At 69.1% G+C, this 18,652-nt stretch carries 16 protein-coding genes; 7 read left to right on the top strand and 9 right to left on the bottom strand.

Translation table 11 applies throughout. The features are described 5' to 3' along the window. Positions 1-9: 9 nt before the first annotated feature. The 7 genes from H7A85_RS12355 to H7A85_RS12325 all read left to right on the top strand — a co-directional run bounded on the left by H7A85_RS12355 (position 10) and on the right by H7A85_RS12325 (position 7,044). Positions 10-669 carry an N-carbamoylsarcosine amidohydrolase gene (locus H7A85_RS12355; protein WP_182086244.1) on the top strand — a complete coding sequence of 220 codons (660 nt, stop codon included), beginning with the start codon at positions 10-12 and terminating at the stop codon, positions 667-669. A gap of 34 nt (positions 670-703) precedes the next feature. Then, on the top strand, positions 704-1,732 hold the full coding sequence (locus H7A85_RS12350) for a leucyl aminopeptidase (protein ID WP_182086243.1): 1,029 nt from the start codon (positions 704-706) through the stop codon (positions 1,730-1,732). 98 nt (positions 1,733-1,830) lie between these two features. After that, entirely contained in the window at positions 1,831-3,144 is a 1,314-nt protein-coding gene (locus tag H7A85_RS12345) for an MFS transporter (RefSeq protein ID WP_182086242.1), read from the top strand. A gap of 51 nt (positions 3,145-3,195) precedes the next feature. Further along, positions 3,196-4,272, top strand: a complete 1,077-nt coding sequence (locus tag H7A85_RS12340) for an extracellular solute-binding protein (protein ID WP_182086241.1) — start codon at positions 3,196-3,198, stop codon at positions 4,270-4,272. Between the two features lie 79 nt (positions 4,273-4,351). Then, a complete protein-coding gene (locus H7A85_RS12335; RefSeq protein ID WP_244631181.1) occupies positions 4,352-5,188 on the top strand; it encodes an ABC transporter permease in 837 nt (278 codons plus the stop codon). A 13-nt stretch (positions 5,189-5,201) separates the two neighbouring features. After that, a complete protein-coding gene (locus tag H7A85_RS12330; protein ID WP_182086240.1) occupies positions 5,202-5,981 on the top strand; it encodes an ABC transporter permease in 780 nt (259 codons plus the stop codon). After that, the gene (locus H7A85_RS12325; RefSeq protein WP_182086239.1) at positions 5,968-7,044 is read left to right on the top strand and encodes an ABC transporter ATP-binding protein; all 1,077 of its coding nucleotides are present in this window, start codon (positions 5,968-5,970) and stop codon (positions 7,042-7,044) included. Before H7A85_RS12330 ends, H7A85_RS12325 begins: the two co-directional genes overlap by 14 nt. Positions 7,045-7,168: 124 nt before the next feature. Here H7A85_RS12325 and H7A85_RS12320 read toward each other — a convergent pair whose 3' ends face one another. From H7A85_RS12320 to H7A85_RS12280, 9 genes are all read right to left on the bottom strand, one after another. After that, a complete protein-coding gene (locus H7A85_RS12320) occupies positions 7,169-7,399 on the bottom strand; it encodes a hypothetical protein (protein WP_182086238.1) in 231 nt (76 codons plus the stop codon). Positions 7,400-7,416: 17 nt separating this feature from the next. Beyond that, positions 7,417-9,378, bottom strand: coding sequence for a BTAD domain-containing putative transcriptional regulator (locus H7A85_RS12315; RefSeq protein ID WP_182086237.1), 1,962 nt, complete (start codon positions 9,376-9,378; stop codon positions 7,417-7,419). 155 nt (positions 9,379-9,533) lie between these two features. After that, positions 9,534-10,253 (bottom strand): TfuA-like protein, encoded by a 720-nt coding sequence (locus H7A85_RS12310; protein ID WP_244631162.1) that lies wholly within the window; start codon positions 10,251-10,253, stop codon positions 9,534-9,536. Beyond that, positions 10,247-11,497, bottom strand: coding sequence for a YcaO-like family protein (locus H7A85_RS12305; RefSeq protein WP_182086236.1), 1,251 nt, complete (start codon positions 11,495-11,497; stop codon positions 10,247-10,249). The genes H7A85_RS12310 and H7A85_RS12305 overlap by 7 nt, the downstream gene beginning before the upstream one ends. 150 nt (positions 11,498-11,647) lie before the next feature. Then, a complete protein-coding gene (fhuB, locus tag H7A85_RS12300; protein ID WP_182086235.1) occupies positions 11,648-13,639 on the bottom strand; it encodes a Fe(3+)-hydroxamate ABC transporter permease FhuB in 1,992 nt (663 codons plus the stop codon). Next, the gene (locus H7A85_RS12295; protein ID WP_182086234.1) at positions 13,636-14,556 is read right to left on the bottom strand and encodes an ABC transporter substrate-binding protein; all 921 of its coding nucleotides are present in this window, start codon (positions 14,554-14,556) and stop codon (positions 13,636-13,638) included. The genes fhuB and H7A85_RS12295 overlap by 4 nt, the downstream gene beginning before the upstream one ends. Positions 14,557-14,567: 11 nt before the next feature. Continuing rightward, entirely contained in the window at positions 14,568-16,988 is a 2,421-nt protein-coding gene (locus tag H7A85_RS12290; protein ID WP_210270251.1) for a TonB-dependent siderophore receptor, read from the bottom strand. 130 nt (positions 16,989-17,118) lie between these two features. Next, complete coding sequence (locus tag H7A85_RS12285; RefSeq protein WP_244631160.1) at positions 17,119-18,075, bottom strand: FecR family protein; 957 nt, start codon at positions 18,073-18,075, stop codon at positions 17,119-17,121. Positions 18,076-18,130: 55 nt separating this feature from the next. Continuing rightward, positions 18,131-18,631: a sigma-70 family RNA polymerase sigma factor gene (locus tag H7A85_RS12280; RefSeq protein WP_182086233.1), complete on the bottom strand. Its 501-nt coding sequence runs from the start codon at positions 18,629-18,631 to the stop codon at positions 18,131-18,133. Positions 18,632-18,652: the final 21 nt, after the last annotated feature.

Here is an 18,652-nt window from a genome sequence, read left to right as displayed (position 1 = left end):
AGCCCCGCGATGGATCAGGCCGCTTCCGAGAACTACAAGGGCGTCTGGGGCAACAGGATCGGTTTCGGACGCAAGCCGGCGCTTCTCGTGATCGACTTCATGCGCGCCTACACGACGCCGGGCGCCCCGCTCTACGCGCCGGGCGTCGTCGAGGCGGTGGCGGCGACGCCGCGTCTTCTGGCGGCCGCGCGGGGGCGTGACATGCCCGTGATCCACACCAACATCCTCTACCACACGCCCGGCTGCGCCGACGGCGGCGTCTGGGTGCGCAAGTCGCCGGTCATGACGGCCATGGTCGCCGGCAACCCGCTTGCCGAGTTCTGCGAAGGGGTCGAGCCGATCGCCGGCGAGCCGGTCGTCACCAAGCAATATGCCAGCGCCTTCTTCGGCACGAGCCTTGCCCCCATGCTGCACGCGCAAGGGATCGACACGGTGATCCTGGCCGGCTGCTCCACGTCGGGCTGCATCCGGGCGAGCGCGGTGGACGGCGTCCAATACGGGTTCCGCACGATCGTCGTGCGCGAATGCGTCGGCGACCGGCACGAGGGCCCGCACGAGGCCAACCTCTTCGACATTGATGCCAAATACGGGGACGTCGTCTCGCTGGACGAGGCGGTGGCGGCGCTGGAGCGCATCGCCCCCCCGGCCGCCGACCCCCGCACCCTTTGAGACAGTCCCGCCCAACGCGCGAAGGAGACCGGCCATGGATCACGCGAGTTTCACCGAAATCTGCCTGCATCAGCTCAAGATGTCGGGCGTCCACGAGGGCGAGAAGCTCGTCGTCCTGACGCAAGGCTCCGACCGCCTCGACTATGCCGACGCCTTCATGGCCGCCGGCCAGCGGCTGGGCGCGCGCATGTATCACATGCGCCTTCCCGCGCCGCTGCCGACGGGCGGCTGGAACGTCGGGGTGACGGGTCTCGCGGCCCTGCCCGACGCGGTGGAAGCCCTGAAGAATTGCGACATGCTGATTGACTGCGTGTTCCTGCTCTTCAGCCCCGAACAGTTCGCGATCCAGGCGGCCGGCACGCGCATCCTGACGGCGGTGGAGCCGCCCGAGCTTCTCGCCCGCATGCTGCCCACCAAGGAGCTGCGCGAGAAGGTCGAGATCGCGGGCGAGATCCTCGCCAAGGCCAAGGTGATGCGCATCACCTCGCCGCACGGAACCGACGTCACCTACAAGCTCAACACCTACCCGACGGTGACCGAATACGCCTGCACCGACGAGCCGGGCCGCTGGGACCATTGGCCGTCCGGCTTCGTCTTCACCGGCGGCGACGACGACGGGGTGGACGGGCAGATCGTGGTGGCGCCCGGCGACATCCTCCTGCCGCAGAACATCTACGTGCGCGAGCCCATCACCTACACGATCGAAAAGGGCTGGGTGCGCGACATCCGCGGCGGGCTCGAGGCCGAACTCGTCAAGTCCTACATGGACGGCTTTGCCGACCCGCGCGGCATGGGCATGAGCCATGTCGGCTGGGGCATGAACCCCAATGCCAAGTGGCATGGCATGGTGCCGGGCGAGTTCCCCGGCGGCATGGGCATGGAGCCGCGCTCCTTCTGGGGCAACGTCATGTTCTCCACCGGCCCCAACAACGAACTCGGCGGCCCCAACGACACGGCCTGCCACCTCGACATCCCGATGCGCGGATGCTCCCTCTTCCTCGACGACGAGGCGATCGTCGTCGACGGCGACATCGTCGTGAAGGAGCTTCGCCGCTCCGCCTGAGGCGAACCGGCAGGCGGCCGTCACAGGCCGCTTGTTTTCCCGCGCGAGGGAGGGCGAGCCCCCCCCGCGAACAGTCAACCGTCACCCAGGAGTTCCGCATGCCAGCAGCGATCACCGTCGAACAGGGCATACAGGCGGCGGGCGTCGGCCGGTTCCAGCAGCGCCTCTTCGTGATCTTCGGCCTCGTCTGGGCCGCCGACGCGATGCAGGTGCTGGCGATCGGCTTCAGCGCGCCCTCCATCGCCGCAAGCTTCGGCGTGACGGTCCCGCAAGCCCTGCAGACCGGCACCTTCTTCTTCGTCGGCATGCTGATCGGCGCCTTCGTCTTCGGGCGCCTGGCCGACCGGATCGGGCGCCGCCCCGTTCTGATGATCGCCATCTGCATCGACGCGATCTTCGGCGTCGCCTCCGCCTTCGCGCCCGATTTCGGCTGGCTCCTGGCCCTGCGCCTTCTGACCGGCATCGGCGTCGGCGCGACGCTGCCGGTGGACTATACGATGCTGGCCGAATTCCTGCCGGCCGACCGTCGGGGGCGGTGGCTGGTGCTTCTGGAAGCGTTCTGGGCGTTGGGCACGGTGCTGCTCGCCGTTCTTGCCCTTCTGGCGGGCTCGCAAGGCGGCGAGGCGTGGCGCACGATCTTCTTCTGCACCGGCCTGCCGGCCATCATCGGCCTGGCTTTACGCTTCTACGTTCCCGAATCGCCGTTCTTCCTGAACAGCCGGGGAAAGTCGGACGAAGCGCGCGCGGTCCTGCAGCGGGTCGCCAAGACCAACGGCTCCACCGCCACGATCGGCGCGCTGGCGGCGGAAAAGCCGGCGCGCAAGTCGCTCGCGGCCCTGTTCTCGCCGGCTCTGCGCCGTCGATCGGTCGGCCTTCTGGCCGCCTGGTTCCTGATCTCGATCTCCTATTACGGCGTCTTCGTCTACCTGCCGGTCCGGCTGTCGGGCGAGGGCTTCGGCTTCCTGCGCGGCCAGATGTTCCTGGTTCTCGTCGCCCTGGTGCAACTGCCGGGCTACGCGCTGGCCGCCTACGGCGTCGAGAAATGGGGCCGCAAGCCGACGCTGATCGGCTTCCTGCTTCTGAGTGCGGCCGGCTGCCTGCTGTTCGGACTGGGACAGAGCACCGCGATCGTCGTCGGCTCGACGCTTCTGATGAGCTTCGCGCTTCTGGGGACATGGGGCGCCATCTATGCCTTCACGCCGGAAATCTACCCGACGCCCTTGCGCGCCAGCGGCATGGGCGCGGCCGGCGCGGTGGCCCGCTTCGGCGGCCTTCTCGCCCCATCCGTGATCGCCCCGATCATGGCCTCGAACTTCCATCTGGCGCTCGGCACGATCTCCGCCCTTCTCGTTCTGGCGGCGCTCAGCACCTGGATGGTGGATGTCGAATCTCGAAACCTCGTGCTTGAATAAGACGACCGACGCTTAAGCCCCTTTCCCCCGCATCCAACCGGAGCGACGACCATGCAGCAGCATTCGAGACGCCAATTCCTGACGATCATGGGCGCCGGCGCGGTGGCCGTGAGCGGCCTGGGTGCCATGGTCCGCCCGGCGCGCGCCGCCGGCACGGTGACCGTCCTCAACTGGCAGGGCTACGGCACCGACGAGAAATGGGCCGTCGAGGCCTTCACCAAGAAGACCGGCATCGAAGTGGTCCACGACTACTACAATGCCGAATCCGAGATGCTGACGAAGCTTCGGACCAATCCGGGCGCCTACGACGTCGTCGTCGTCAACAGCGCGCGGACCCGGCAGGCGACCGCCGAGGACTTGCTGCAGGCGATCGACCTGTCCACCATCCCGAACGCGGCCGGAGTGCCGGCCAAGCTCGCCGACCATCCGAACTTCACCGAAGGCGGCGAGCACTACGGCGTGCCCTGGGTCTGGGGCATGAACGCGCTGGCGATCCGCGACGGCAAGCCGAAGCCCGACAGCTACGGCGCGCTCGCCGACCCTGCCTTTGCCGGCAAGGTCGGTCTCTTCGACGACGCGGTGACCTCGGTCGCCATCGGCGCCTTCATGACCGGCCAGGACATGAACGACCCGAAGGACCTCAAGGCGGTCGGCGACTGGCTGAAGGGCCTGAAGCCCAACGTGAAGACGATCTGGACCAGCGAAGACCAGTGGAACAAGGCCTTTTCCGCCGGCGAGTTCGACCTGTCGGTTTATTGGTCCGGCGCCTCGGTCCGCTCCAAGCGCAATTTCCAGCTGCCGTTGGAATTCGTGGTTCCCAAGGAAGGGGCGGTCGGCTGGCTCGACACGCTGGCCATTCCCACGACCAGCGAGAACGCCGAGAACGCCCAGGCCTTCATCAACTACATGATCGACCCGGAGTTCTACTTCGAATGGGCAACCAAGGTCGGCGCGCCGGCGTCGGCCAACGCGGCCGCGATGGACAAGCTTCCCGCCGACGACCTCAACCGCCGCGTCCACGACGCCAAGTATCTCGACACGATGACCATCATGGCGCCGCAGCCGGACGACCGGCGCGAGGCCTTCAGCAATCTCTGGCAGGAAGTGAAGGCGTCCTATGCCGGCTGAGGCCGCCATCAGTCCCAACTCCACCCCGGGCCGCGGCGATGCCGCGGCCCGGGGCGCGGGCGGTCGGCTGCCGGCGTGGATGGCGACCGTCGCCATGCTCATGCCGACCTATGCCTGGCTGACGCTCGCCGTCCTTCTGCCGCTCGGCGCGATGCTGGCGTTCAGCTTCCTCAGCGGCACGCCGATGGGCAAGAAGGAGGTCGCCTTCACGCTCCGGAACTACCGGGCCTTCGTCGACCAGCCTTATCTCGTCGGCGTCGCTTGGACGTCGCTTCTGATCGGGCTCTGGACGACGGCCATCTCAGCCGTTCTCGGCTTCCTGGCCGCTCTGGCGCTGGTTCGCGCGACGGCGGGCCGTGCCCGCGAGATGCTGCTGATCCTCGTCATCCTGCCGTTCTGGACCAACGGCCTCGTTCGCGTCTTCTCCTGGACGATGGTGATCCGCGAGGGCGGCTTCCTCGACACCGCGATCCGCACCCTGTTTGCCGACGCGCCTTCGGTCGGCTTCCTGTATTCGTTGCCCGCGATCATTCTCGGCCTCGTCCACGGCTACCTGCCCTACATGGTGCTGACCTGCTACGTCGCGCTCCTGTCGATCGACGATTCGATCTTGGAAGCCGCCGAGAGCCTGGGTGCCCGTTGGTGGACGACGCTCTTCAAGATCCTCGTGCCGCTCGCCGCTCCGGGCCTCATCTCGGGCTCGATCCTGATCTTCGTGCCCGTCATCGGCGCCTTCATGGAGCCGCGCATCTTGGGCGGCACGCGCGGCGTCACGCTCGGCACGGTGATCGAGGAGCAGTTCACCTCGGCCTTCAACTGGCCGCTCGGCGCCGCTCTGTCCTTCACCATCCTCGGCGTGGTGCTGGCGATCTTCGCCACCTTCTCCGGCGTCCTGCGCCGCAACGCGGCCTTGTGAGGAGGCGGCCCCGATGAAACTTGCCGCCCGCACCTATCTCCTCGCCGTCCTCGTCTTCCTCTACCTGCCGATCGCGGTGCTGGTGGCGATGGGCTTCAACGAGTCGCCGCTCTACGCGCTGCCCTTCCGCTTCACCACGCACTGGTACGAGGCGCTCGGCGACAACGCCAAGCTCCTTCGCTCCAGCTGGAACAGCGTCTCGATCGCGCTGATCACCTCGGCCTTGGCGACGAGCCTCGGCACGCTGGCGGCCGTCGCCCTGTCTCGGCGCGAGTTCCGGGGCAAGACGGTTCTGCGCCTCCTGCTCTTGCCCCCGATCGCCATTCCCTGGCTGATCACCGGCACGGCGATGCTGGTCTTCTTCTTCTGGACGGGTATCGGGCGCGGCTTCCACGCGATCCTGATCGGCCATGTGGCGCTTGCCATTCCCTATGTCGTCTTGGTCGTCGGCACCGGCCTGACGACGATCCGCACGGATCTGGAGGAGGCCGCCATGAGCCTTGGCGCGCGGCCGGTCTCGGCCTTCTTCCGCGTGACGCTGCCGCTGCTTCTGCCGAGCATCGTGGGAGCGGCGCTTTTCGCCTTCGCCGTTTCGCTGGATCAGTTCGTGGTCTCCTACTTCCTCGCCACGCCCGGCTTCTCGACGCTGCCGGTCGAGATCTATTCGGCGATCCGCAAGGGGTTCACACCGGAGATCAACGCGATCTGCACCATTCTCCTCGGCGGCTCGATGATGCTCTTCCTTCTCTTCTCCCTCTTCGCCAGACCAGGAGTCCCCCGTGACCGCCGTTGACGTATCCGCCGTCGCGAAAAGCTACGGGAAGGCCGATATCCTGTCGGATATCTCGACGCATTTCACACAAGGCTCCTTCACCAGCCTTCTCGGCCCCTCCGGGTCGGGAAAGACGACGCTCCTGCGCATCATCGCCGGCTTCGTCGCTCCCGATCGCGGCAAGGTGACGATCGGCGGCCGCGACGTGACGAACGTTCCGGTGTGGGCGCGCAACATCGGGATGGTGTTCCAGTCCTACGCGCTGTTTCCGCATATGAGCGTCGCCGACAACGTGGCGTTCGGCCTCGCGCGGCGCGGCATCCGGGGCGCGCAGGCGCGCCAGGAGGTCGATCGCGCGCTGGAGATGGTCCGCTTGCCGGGGTTTGGCGAACGCAAGCCCAAGCAGCTTTCGGGCGGACAGCAGCAGCGCGTCGCGCTGGCACGCGCCATCGTCACGCGGCCGAGCGTCCTCCTGCTGGACGAGCCGCTCTCCGCCCTCGACCGGCGCCTGCGCCAGGAGATGCAGGTCGAACTCGTGCGCATCCAGCGCGAAAGCGGGCTGACCACGATCTTCGTCACCCACGACCAGGAGGAGGCGCTGACCCTGTCGGATAAGGTCGCGATCCTGGATCGCGGCCGGATCGTGCAGATCGGCGCGCCGACCGAGGTCTACGAGCGGCCGGCGAACCGCTTCGCCGCCGAGTTCCTGGGCGACACGAACTTTCTGGACGGCACGGTGGAAGGGGACGGGGCGGTGCTGCCAAGCGGCGAGCGGATCGTCAGCGCGCTCGCCCTGCCGCCGGCGGGCCAGCGCGTGACGCTCGCCGTTCGGCCGGAGAAGATCGATATCGGGGACGCTTCCGGCTTGGGTGGCGACGAGGGTGGGCCGGGCGTGAACCGGCTTCCCGCCGTGATCCGCGCGTCGATCTATTCGGGAACGGCGATCATCTACGACGTGGAGGCCGCGGGCGGTCTCGTCCTCAAGGTCTTCGCCCAGAACCGGGATGCGCGCCTGCGTTCGCCGGGAGACCCCGTGACCCTGTCCTGGTCCGCGAACCACACGGTGCCGCTGGCCGCCGACTGAGGACGCCAAGGGCCGGTCGGGCTTGTCGTCCTGCCGACACGGGTGCCGGCAGGGATCCACGGGTCGCTATCACGACCGAAGGCCGCCCGCCCCTCGCGGGGCGGCGCCGTCTCGCAGCGCTCCCTCAGTCGGTGAACTGGCGGCTGACGGGCTGGTCGGACTGGCCGACCAGAACGGCCACGTCGACGTCGCGGATCACGGTGTAGCCGTTCCGGCGAAGGCTCTGGAGCGTGGGAGCGTCCGAGCCCTCCGCCGCGCCGGCATCCGCGTCGACCTTTCGGACGGTGCCGGCATCGGTGTCGACCATCCAGAGCTCTTCGGTGTCGCTCTTGGCGCCCACGATGAAGATCGGCATGTCCTGTCTCCCTTTTCTCAACGAAACCCGGCCTGGGCCAAGGCATGGGTGTATTGCTGGATGTGTTGCTTCGAACGCAAAGGAATCGTCGCAACCCAATCTTGTATGAGGAAGTTCGGCTGGTCCTCAAGAGCGCGCGCCACGAAATAGGCCGCTTCCCGCCTTTGCCCCTGCATGGCGAGACACGCGGCGGTCAGGCGGAAGGCGGGCTCCTGCCGCTTCATCCGTTTCAGATAGGAAAGGGCGCCCTCGAAGTCGTTGAGAAAGAACAGCGCCCCTCCCGCGGTCCAGAGATAGTCGTCGGGCGGGATCGGGTTCAGCCCGATCGCCCGCTCGATCTTGCCGAGCGCCAGTTCCATCTCCGAGCAGTGCGTCAGCGCGTTGGCATGATCGGCCAGGATGTCCGCATGGTGCGGTGTCAGGCGTTCGGCCTTCGAGAACCCTTCCTTCGCCTCGTCCATCCCCCCGAGGAGAAGCGTCGATCCGGCGTAGTCGCGCAGCGCTTCCCCGCTGAACGGATCGAGCGTGATCGCGTGCTGGGCGATGGATTGCGCCTGGATCAGGAGATTGCGATCCGTCTGGGCGAGAAGCAGCCATTCCAGAATCAGCGTCCTCGCCTTTCCGGACAGGCCGGGAACGAAGGAGGGATCGCATTCCACGGCCTGGCCGAAGGCCTTGCGGGCGCGCCGCACGTGGGGAAGATCGAGGACGCGGCTATGCTGGCGCCCCTGCAGCAGCCATTGATAGGCGTCGGGCCGGGCGGAGGTCAGGAACCGCTCGCCCTCCGCGCGCTCCAGCCCGTCGGCCAGCGCCTGGACGATCATCTTGGTCAGCCGGTCGTGATGCCCGAGATAGCTGTCCGACAGTTCGTAGACGTCGCCCGAGATGATCACCCGGTCCGACATCCGAACGAGCTTCACATAGATCCGGGGGCCGGTCGACGACGATCGGAGGCTCGTCTCGACCACGTAGTCGAGCTGCAACTGGCCGAGCGGCGCCGCGCCGTCCCCCGCCAGCTGCCACGCGGTGTGGGGCGCGATCACGGCGAGCGATCGGAGCCGGCAAAGGCCGAGCGTGATGTCCTCGATCAAAGAGCCGACGAGACCGGCGTGCTCGTCGAGCCCGGGCTCGGCGGGCGGCATCAGGATGCACAGGCGCGGAACCGGCGTGGCGGCGCTCCCGCCGTCGGGTGCGGGGCCGCGAAGCAGGGCTTCGGCGGGCCTGACATAGGAAGCCTCGGCGCCCCGGACGCTGCCCCGACCGCGCAGGATCTCCATCAGCCTTCCGGTTTCGGGACCGGGGGCGATGCCAAGATCGGCTTCGAAGCGCTCCGTCATTTCCTGGAAGACGCGCTCGGCCGCCTCGAGGTCGACGGTTTCGCGCACCAGCTTGAGAAGGTCGCGCCAGACATCCTCCGAGTAGGCATCGAACCGAAGGATCTGCCGCAGCGCCCGTTCGCCTTCCCGGCCGCCGAGGTTGGCCGCGCCCGAGCGCAGGAAATCGAGATAGCGCCGCCGAACCTCCGCGCGCTGCCCGGCGAGCCAGGCATCGAACGCTTCGCCCTTGCCTTCGAAGCCCTCGAGAAGATCGCCGCCGTATCCTTCGCGGAACGCGTCCAGCGCCTGGCGATCGGGCAGCGTCTCGACCGCTCGCAACATGGCGACGTCGAGCGCGACACCGCCCGTCTCGGCCACGAGCCGAACCTCGTCCTTCGAGAAGGCGAAGAGCTCGATCCCCAGCTGGTTCTGTCGGGACTGGACCCGGCTGAGCAGCTGGCGCAGGTTGACCATGGCGGCCGTTTGTCCGACATCCTCGTAGAGAAGGCCCGCCAGGACGGGGCGGGCGGCGCGCCCGTCGGCACGTGCATCCAGAAGAGCGGCCAAGGCGAAGGCCTTGGCGGGAAAGCCGACGAGTTCGCCATGGGGATCGCGCAGGGACGGAGGTCCCAGAAGAGCCAGTCTGTATCGTTCGTCGGCCATGCGCGCGCGGGATACCAAAGGTTTGCGTCGCCTCAAGTGTAGCAAGTTCGCGAGGCGATCGTCATCGCCGAGATCGGGCATGAACGCCCCAACACGGCGAGCGTTGCCGGCCTGGCCATCTTGTCGCGCCGGCTTTCACCCTCCGTGGTGTTCATCTAGGGCGCTGCCTCCCGGCGGTTCAAGGTTCGAAGCCAGGCCGGCGTTCGGGCCGGGTGCCATCCCGGATCGGGCAGGGTTCTCGCATCGGGAAGCGCCTGCATGGCTTCCACCAGACGCCGGGCGTCGCGCTGCTTCTGCCGCTCCTTGCCTGGAAGGAGAGCGAGGAGTTCGCGCCCTCTGGCTCCTTCCAGCCCGGCTCGATCGACGACCGCATGCCAGGTCCGTTGCTTGAAGAACAGGCCGCGGGCGGCGTCCACGAGCTGGCATGCTTCCCGCGCGTCGATGCGGCTTGACGCTCCGAGCGCGGCGATGGCCGCTTCGCAGTCCACCAGCGCCTCCGTCACCCTGAGGTAGCCGAGCTCGGCCGGACCGTGGAGCTGGGCGACTGCGGCATCGTCGTCCAGGGCGCCCGAAACGTAGCGCTGCGCGATCTCCCCGATCGGGATCATTCCGAAGGCATGGCATTCGGCCGCCCGTAGCGCGCCCATGGAGGCAGCGCCAAGAACGGTGACCCCTTGCGACAGCGCGAACAGGATTTCCTTGTGCCAGGTGGCCGCAACGGTCTCGAACACGCCGTCCACGAGGCCGACGACGTTGGCGCCCTCGAGAACGCAGGCCTGCAGGTCGCCCTGGGCGGCGGGGGGGCGGATGTCGATCCCGGCGGCGTCGAGCCGGACGCCGGGAAGGCTCGGCCCCGCGAAGAGAACCCTCACCATAGCCGCAGCATCGCCTTGGCCATCCGGGGGCCGGGCGTCCAGAACCGGTTGACGGGACGATCCTCGAGACGCGGGGCGAAGGCGCGCACGACGACGATCTCGTGCGCTTCGCTTCCCAGCGTGACGGCGATCGCCTCGTCGATCCCCGCATCCAGCAACCGCTGCCGGACGATGTCCAGGAACCGGGCAGGCGTCACCTCTGGCGATGCGATGGATCGGGGCGGCTCGCCGGTGGCTTGGGTATGCGCGGCCTCGACATAGGCTCGGAGGCCGGGTCGAAGCGGCTCGGCGTATTCGGCGGGATCGATGTCGTCGCGAGCCCCGGAAATGTTGGTGATCCGCGTCTGGACGGCTTCCGTGATGGCGCGGACGGCCGCATGCGGCACGAAGGGATGGCAGCCCGACCCGGCCGCCAGGTCGAGCTGCCCGTGGACGGGGATTCGCGCGTCGCGGACCACGGCATGGACGACGGGAATGCCGATCTCCGTCGTGATGTCGAAAAGATCGAGGTGGAAGTCGGCCGCGCGCAGGCGTGCGCACAGGTCGTCGACGAGGGCGCTCCCGAACGAGGCGGGATCGATCCGAACGAGGGACGCGCTTCGTCCCGGTCGGAACCGCTGGAACGTCTGCGCGTCGCGTTCCACGAGTTCGCACAGGGCGTGGAGCACCGCCTCGTCCTCGTTGTTTCCCGACGCCAGGCCGTTGGACGAGCGGGCGAGCCCGCCGAAGACCTCGGTCGTATGGTCGAGCCGGACGGCTTCGGTGGGCACCCACACCTCCCCGCCGTGAAAGAGGCTGCGCCCGGAAAGCCAGGACAGCTCGCGATTCTCCGGCACGAGGGCGCCGGGTGCCATCTGTCGCCGAGGCTCGAAGACGGGGGCGCCCTCCGCCAGGAGTTCGGCCTTCGTGGCGATACGGGCCGGCGCGTTCGGGCGTTCGGCGATCGCGTATTCGGCGGCTTCCATGAGGGCGGAGGCCATCGCCGCGTCGTCGTTCGCCCCCTTGCCCTGGTTGACCGCCAGCGACAGCGAGTTGGGCCGGATCGCCGCCCAGACCGGGATGCCGATCCGGTCCAGCCCCGTCTGCCGGGCGAGCCGGGTGATGCCGAGGGCTGCCATATGCGGGCGCACGCGCCGCACCGTCTCGGCCGGGTCGCAGATGCGACCGAAGCGGGGAAGGGCGGCGATGTCCACCCTGCGGGAGCCGATGACGTTCTCCTGGCCGGTCGTGCGCCCAGGCGCCATGCCGTGTCTCCTTCGGGCAAAGCCGGCACCAGCCGGAATGCGGGAATGAAGCCCGATATCACGTTCGCGCGCGAGGTTGCGCCCCGCCTTGGAAAAGAGGCCGTTTCCTCACATGCGGGATGGCCTCTGGCGCGGCTCCCGGCCCTCGGGTCAGCGGTTTCGGCCGAGTTTCCCTGCCAGGATCAAGGGGCCGGCCAGGAACGTGACCAGGAGCCCGGCGGAGATCGGCCAGGGGTAGGCGATGTTGCGCCCGATCCAGTCGGCGGCAACGAGGAGGATCGCGCCCGCGAGGGCCGCGGCCGGAACGGCCTGGCCTGCCGTTCGGAATCCGGCGCGGCGAACGAGGTGGGGCGCCATCAGGCCGACGAAGCTCAACGGGCCGACCGTGATGGTGGCGGCGGCCGTCAGGACGGCGGCCAGCGCGAGGCCGGCGAACGAAACGGCGCCGTGCGGAAAGCCGATCGGGCGGGCGGCATCGCGTCCGATCAGCAGCGTGTCGAGGTTGCGGTGCATGGCGGCCGAAAGGCCGAGACCGAGGAGGACGATGCAGACCAGCGCCGATCCGCTCGCGCCCTGGACCCGCCCGATCGAGCCCGAAAACCACGACAGGAGGATCGCCACGCGCGGATCGCCGCTGGCGAGAAAGAAGCTCGTCACGCCCGACGCGATGCCGCCGACCGCAACCCCCGCCAGAAGCGGCAGGTTCGGCTCGCGCGCCCCGCGCCGGCTCGCGCCGAGGACGAGGAGGAGGGCGGCGAGGCCGCCGGCCGAAGTGAACAGAAGCATGGCTCCGGTGCCCGCACCGGGAACCAGCAGCATCGCCAGGACGAGACCGAGCCCCGCCCCCTGGCTGACGCCCAGAAGCTCGGGGCTCGCGAGCGGATTGCCCGTGATGCGCTGGAGCAGGAAGCCGGACAGGGCGAGACCCGCCCCCGCCCCCGCGGCGGCCGCGATCCGCAAGGCGCGCCCCTGCAGGATCAGCCCCTCCAGCGCCCACGGGTCGAACGACCAGCCCCCGCGCATCCGCGCGGCAGAAAGGCTCAGCGCGGTGACGAGGAGGAGGGCGAGGGCCAGCCAGCCGAGCGCCCCGGCGTACGCGGGACGCGGATACGTGCTCGTAGGCAGGGGCGGGGGAGCGGGCGAACGCGGCATGCGCGACAGGAGGGCGAGAAGAAGCGGCCCGCCCATGACGGCGACGACGGAGCCGGTCGGGATCTCGCCGGCGAAGGCGGATAGCTCGCGCGTCACCTGATCGACGAAAGCGAGGAGGATCGCCCCCGTGATCGCCGCGCCCCATGGATCGAAGGCCCGTCGCCCCGCCCGCAACGCCCTCGAGATATGCGGCGCGGCGAGGCCGACGAAGCCGATGAGCCCGGTGGACCCGATCACGGAAGCGACGAGAAGCGTGGCGCCCGCCAGAAGGAGACCGCGCGTCCACCCGACGCCGAGCCCGAGGGCGCGGGACGACGCGTCGCCGAGTTCGAGAAGGCGTAGAGGGCGGCGCAGAAGGGCCATCAGCACCGCGAACGGCAGGAGGCGCGAGGCGACCGCGAAGGGGCCGGACCAGCCGCTCTGGGCGAGCGAGCCGGCCTGCCAGAGAAACAGTTCGCTGAGGAAGTCGTGGTTGAAGAGGACGAGAAGGCTGGCGAGCGCGCCGAGATACAGGTTGATCACCAGACCGGCGAGCACGAGCCCGCTTGGGCTGAAGCCTTGCCGGAACGCCGAGGCGAACACGAGGCCGAGCGCCAGCGCCGCGCCGGCCCAGGCGACGGGCTCCGGCCCGAAGGCGAGAGCGCCCGGCGCGTAGAGAAGCGCCAGCGTCAAGGCGAGCTGCGCGCCCGAGGCCGCTCCCAGGAGCGAGGGATCGGCGAGCGGATTGCTAAACAGGTGCTGGAAGACCGACCCCGCCAGCCCGAGCGCGGCGCCGGCCAGAAGGCTCATGGCGAGGCGCGGCATCGCGCTCTGGAGAAAGACGAGCGTTTGCGGATCGGCCGGGTCGGGCGCCTGAACGGCCTGGAGCCAGCGGGCCGTGGGCAGGAGAGCGTCCAGCCCTCGCCAGGCGAGGAACAGCGTCGCGGCCAGCACGAGGAGCGCGAACACGTGCCGCGCAGGCAGGAACCCGCTTCGTCTCGTGCCGATCATGCGGGGTTCGACAGGCGTGCGCGGAGTTCGCCCGCCAGCCCGAGCGCCGAGGGAACGCCGCCGAACGGATAGAAGGCGGGCAGAAACGCCATGCGCCCGGCGCGCACCGGCTCCAGCGCCTGCCACAGGGCGCTTCCGGCGATGGCGGCGTCGATGCGCCGACGCGCGGAGGGAATGTCGATCATCAGGATCAGGGCATCGGGCTCGGCGAGGAGCCGCTCCACCCCGATCGTGGCGACGCCCGCCGCGTTGGTGCGCCCGTTGAACGCGTTGCGAACGCCGATCCGCCGGAGAACCGCGTCGGGCAGGCTGTTGCGGCCGTAGACGATGACGCTCCGCCCGTTGCCGTTGGGCAGGAGCACGAACACGGGACGCTCCGGCCCCCGCGCCAGCGCTTCGGCCGCAGCGCCCATCGCCCGCTCGGCTTCGGCCAGGAGGGTTTCGGCCCGCGCCTCGCGCGACAGGAGGGCGGCGACGTCGCGCAGGATCGCCGCGCCCAGCGCGTATCGCCCCTCGGGCGGCACGGCGTCCGGCACGGCATGGATGTGCGCCACTTCGGGCAGCGTGGGCATCGCCACGATGTTGGACGGGCTCGCCAGGATCACGTCGGGCCGCAGTTCGGCCAGGAGCTCCATGTTGACCTCCCAGAACGGCCCGATGTCGGCGACGTCTTCGGGCAAGAGGGAGCGGCCCATGCGCTCGCGGTAGTAGCGCGTGTCGGACAGGCCGACCGGCACCACGCCCAGCGCGAGCATCGCCTCGGCGCCCGCCCAGTCGATCGCCGCGACGCGCAGCGGCCGGGGCATGGCCGCTGCGCCCCTCGCCGGCAGGAGGAGGCTGCCCGCCAGCGCCTGGAGCACGCGGCGGCGCGTCGCCGCCGTCATGCCGGCCCGCGCCGGGGGCGGGGGATCGCCCACGACGCGCGTCCTCAGAAGCTCGTCTTGACGCGGGCGATCACCGAGCGCCGCGTTCCCTCGTAGCAGTCGATGGTGGAGGAGCAGGTCGTGAAGTAGCGCTTGTCGAAGAGGTTGGTGGCGTTCACCTGCGCCTTGACGTTGCCGTAGGTGTAGCTGACGCCGGCATCCACCAGGGTGCGCCCCTCGACTTCCAGCGTGTTGGCGGCGTTGCCGTAGGACGGGCCGACATAGCGCAAGCCGCCGCCGAGGCCGAGACCGGCCAGCGCGCCGTCCTGGAACTCGTAGTTCAGCCAGCCGGAGGCCTGATGCTCGGGCACCAGGATCGGGCGCTTGCCCACGTTCCCGGAATTGCTCTGCGTCACCTCGGCGTCGGTGTAGCTGTAGGAGGCCGTCAGGTCCCAGCCGGTGGCGAGATTCACCTTGCCCTCCAGCTCCAGCCCGCGCGAGCGCACCTCGCCCGTGGCGACGCTGAAGCCCGGGTTGGCGAGGTCGGTCGTCAGGACGTTGGTCTTGGTGATGTCGAAGAGCGCCAGGGTGAAGAGGCCGGTGAAGGCGGTCGGCTCGTATTTCACGCCGCCTTCCCACTGCCGGCTCGACGAGGGATCGAAGGTTTCCGATCCGTTGGCCGGGGCCGAGACGCCGAGATTGGGAACAAAGGCCTCGGAATAGCTGACATAGGGCGCAAAGCCCTGCGGCAGGAGATAGGTCAGGCCCGCCCGGCCGCTGAAGGCGCCGTCCTCGAGCTTTGTCGTGGTGCGTGTCAGCGCGTTGTCGGTGGTGACGTCGATCCAGTCGTAGCGCCCGCCGAGCGTCGCGATCAGGCGATCGGTGAGCTTGACCTGGTCCTGGCCGTAGAGGCCGAGCTGGCTGGCTTCCTCCGTGTAGCGCACGAGCGGGGTCGAGGGATTGCGGATCGGGGCGCCGTAGACCGGCGCATAGGGGTTGAGACCGGGCGCCGCGCCCGTGAAGCGCTTCACGTCGGCGTCGGAATAGGCGTAGTCGAGCCCGAACAGGACCTCGTGGCCGACCCGGCCGGTCTCGAAGTTCAGAAGGCCCTGGTTGTCCACCGTGAAGGCGTCCAGCGTCTCGTCGAAGTTGCGCGCCACGCGCGTCAGCCCGGCGGCGTTGGAGCCGGCGATCAGGAGATTGTCGAGCACGAAGTCGACATGGCCGTAGCGCAGGTTCTGGCGCAGGGTGAACGTGTCGTTGAAGCGATGCTCGAACTGGTAGCCGATCGTCGCCTGTTCCTGCGTCGACTGGTTGAAGTCGGGATCGCCGATCAAGGTGTCGGTCGGCGTGTAGTAGAGGACGGTGCCACCGGACCGGTCGCGCAGGATGTCGGCCTGGATCAGGAGGCTCGTGTCGGCGTCCGGCACATAGGCGATCGACGGGGCGAGGAAGAGCCGGTCGTCGCCGACATCCGCGCCGCCATAGGAGTACTGCGTGTTGGACTCGCGCGCGACGCCGACGAGGCGGTAGCGCAGCGAGGCGTCCTCGTTCGCCGGGCCTCCCACGTCGAAGGCGCCCTGCACGCGGCCGAAGGAGCCGTATTCCACCTCCACCTCGCGCACCGGGGTCGCGGTCGGCTTCTTGGTGACGCGGTTGATGATGCCGCCGGCATCGGACTGGCCGTAGAGGCTGGACGAGGGCCCGCGCAGGACCTCGACGCGGTCGAGATCGTAGGGCTCGGTGCGGAAGAACGAGTAGCTCGACGCGATCTGGCGCAACCCGTCGCGGTAGTCGCTGGTGCTCTGGGCGTTGAAGCCGCGGATGAAGACCCAGTCGTAGCCCTTCGGGTCGACGCCGTAGGTCTCGACCGTGACGCCGGGGACGTAGCGCAGGATCTCGGTGACGCTCTGGGCGTTCTGAGCTTCGATCTGCTTGCGCGTCACCACGGAGATCGACTGCGGCGTTTCGACCAGCGGGGCGCCCGTCTTGGTGCCGGCCGAGGAGCGCGTCGCGACGAAGCCGCTGACGCCCGCGCCCCCGTCGCCCTCGCCTTCCACCGTCACCGTGTCGAGAACCACCGTCCCGCCGGTCGCCTCGATGCTGCCGGTGATCGCGGCCGGGTCGTAGATCGCGATCGTGCCGCCCTCGTTGCGATAGGCGAGCCCCGAGCCGGCGAGGATGCGGGTCAGCGCGGCGGTCGGGGTCAGCGGCCCCTTGGCGCCGCCCGAATTGCGACCGCGCACGAGGTCGGCGCCGAAGAAGAGCTGGACGCCGGTCGCCTGCGAATAGCGCAGGAGCGCGCCGGACAGGGACTGGGCGGGAATGTTGAAGGCGGTGCGGCCCGTCTCGGCCGAGGCGGGCGTCGCGGTCGCGCCCGGCAGCGCCGCGCCGGCGAGAAGGCTCGACACGAACAGGCCGCGAACCATGGCCCTCGTTGCCCGCTTTCGTGTCGCGGCGCCCTTGTCCTGTCCCTCGATACGCATGGTCGAACTCTCGTGTCCTTGCGACCGTTTCGGCCGCGTCCCTCGGTGAACGAGAGCCGTCCCCCCGGAGGCCCTCGTTTCTTCAGACACGCGGGAAGCCCCGGCTAATGAACGGGGGCGTGAACTTTTTTCATCGGGCATAGACGAGGGTGACGAAGCCGGCGGCCGCCACGACCCGCACGGGGACGTTGCGCTCGATGGTTCGAAGCGCCTGGTCGGTGTCGCGGGTGTCGAACACGGCGGTGACCGGAATCTCGCCGACGTTCGCGCCCATCAGCAGGATCGGCCCGTGCCGGTAGCGCTCCAGTTCCGCCAGGACGCGGCGAAGCGGGACGTCCTCGAAGACGATCCGGTCCCGTCGCCACGCCTCGGCGACGCCCGCGTCGAAGCGCTGCGGCGGGGCGATGCCGCCCGTGCCGTAGCTGGCCTGCCAGCCCGCCTCGAGCGTGGTGGTATGCTTCGCGGCGGCGATTTCCACCGCGTGCTCCATGACGGAGACGGTGGTGTTTCCCGCCACGAGCTTCAGGTCGAAGGCCGTGCCGAGCGCACGGACCCGTCCGGCCCCGGCTTCGACGACGAAGGGGCGGTCCGCATCGGGAGCGACGCGGAAGAAGGCCTGACCGCGATGGAGCGTCAGGCCCCGCTGTGTCGGGGTGAAGTCGACCGACAGGGCCGAATAGCTCGCCAGTTCGACCTCGCTTCCGTCGGCGAGCGTCACGCTGCGACGCTCCGCGACGTCGGTCCGATAATCGGCGAAGCGTCCGGGCCTGCTCGCCCAATAAAGCGCCGGGCCACCCAGCGCCAGGAGGCCGCCGAGCGTCAGGACGCCGCGCCGGTCGAGACGGGGCCCTCGACGGCGGCGCCGGAAGCTCGGCCGCGCGATCTCGAACCCGTCCCACAGCGCCTGCGCCCTGGCGAAGGCTTCCTCGTTGCGAGGATCGGCGAGACGCCACGTTTCGAACCGGGCGCGCAGATCGGGCTCGGCGTCCTCCTCGCGCAGCCGGACGAACCATTCCAGCGCTTCCTCGAAGCGCTTGTCGGTCTGGCTTCCTTCCATCGTCGGATCCGGCTCCCGCGTGTCGTTCATGGTGTCCCCTTATCCCGAGACACTAAGGGTCCGCCAAACGATGAACGCCGGCGCCCTATCGCTCCAGGCGCCGGGACAGATCGGCGAGCGCGGCCACGACATGGGAAATCACCGTGTTGCGCGAGACGTTCATGCGAAGGGCGATCTCGTCATAGGTCAGCTCCTCCATCCGGCTGAGGAGAAAGGCCTGGCGGCGGCGCTCCGGCAGTTCGGCGACGGCGCCCAGAAGGCGTCGCAGCTCGCAGCGATAGATGGCCGACGCTTCGGGCGAGGGCTTGCCGTCCGTAAGTGCGTCGAGGTCCAGATCGGTCAGCGACGTCTCGCCCCGGCGCCGGGCATCGCGCAGGTGGTTGAGGGCGAGATTTCGCACGGTGGTCGTCAGGTAGGCGGGTGCCGAGCGACAGGCGGGATCGGCCTGGCGCAGAAGGTGAAGGAAAGCCTGGTGAACGAGGTCCTCCGCCGTCGCCCGATTGCCGACGAGCCGCTGCACGAGGCCGCGCAGCCGTCCCTCTTCGCTGCGATACAACTGTCCCCAATCGATGGCGCTGTCGGTCATGACGTTCCTTCCGCGCCTGTC

This window comes from Aureimonas sp. ME7, assembly GCF_903970965.1.
In the GTDB taxonomy this organism is placed as follows: Bacteria; Pseudomonadota; Alphaproteobacteria; order Rhizobiales; family Rhizobiaceae; genus Aureimonas.
This window is presented reverse-complemented; position numbering and strand designations above follow the sequence as displayed.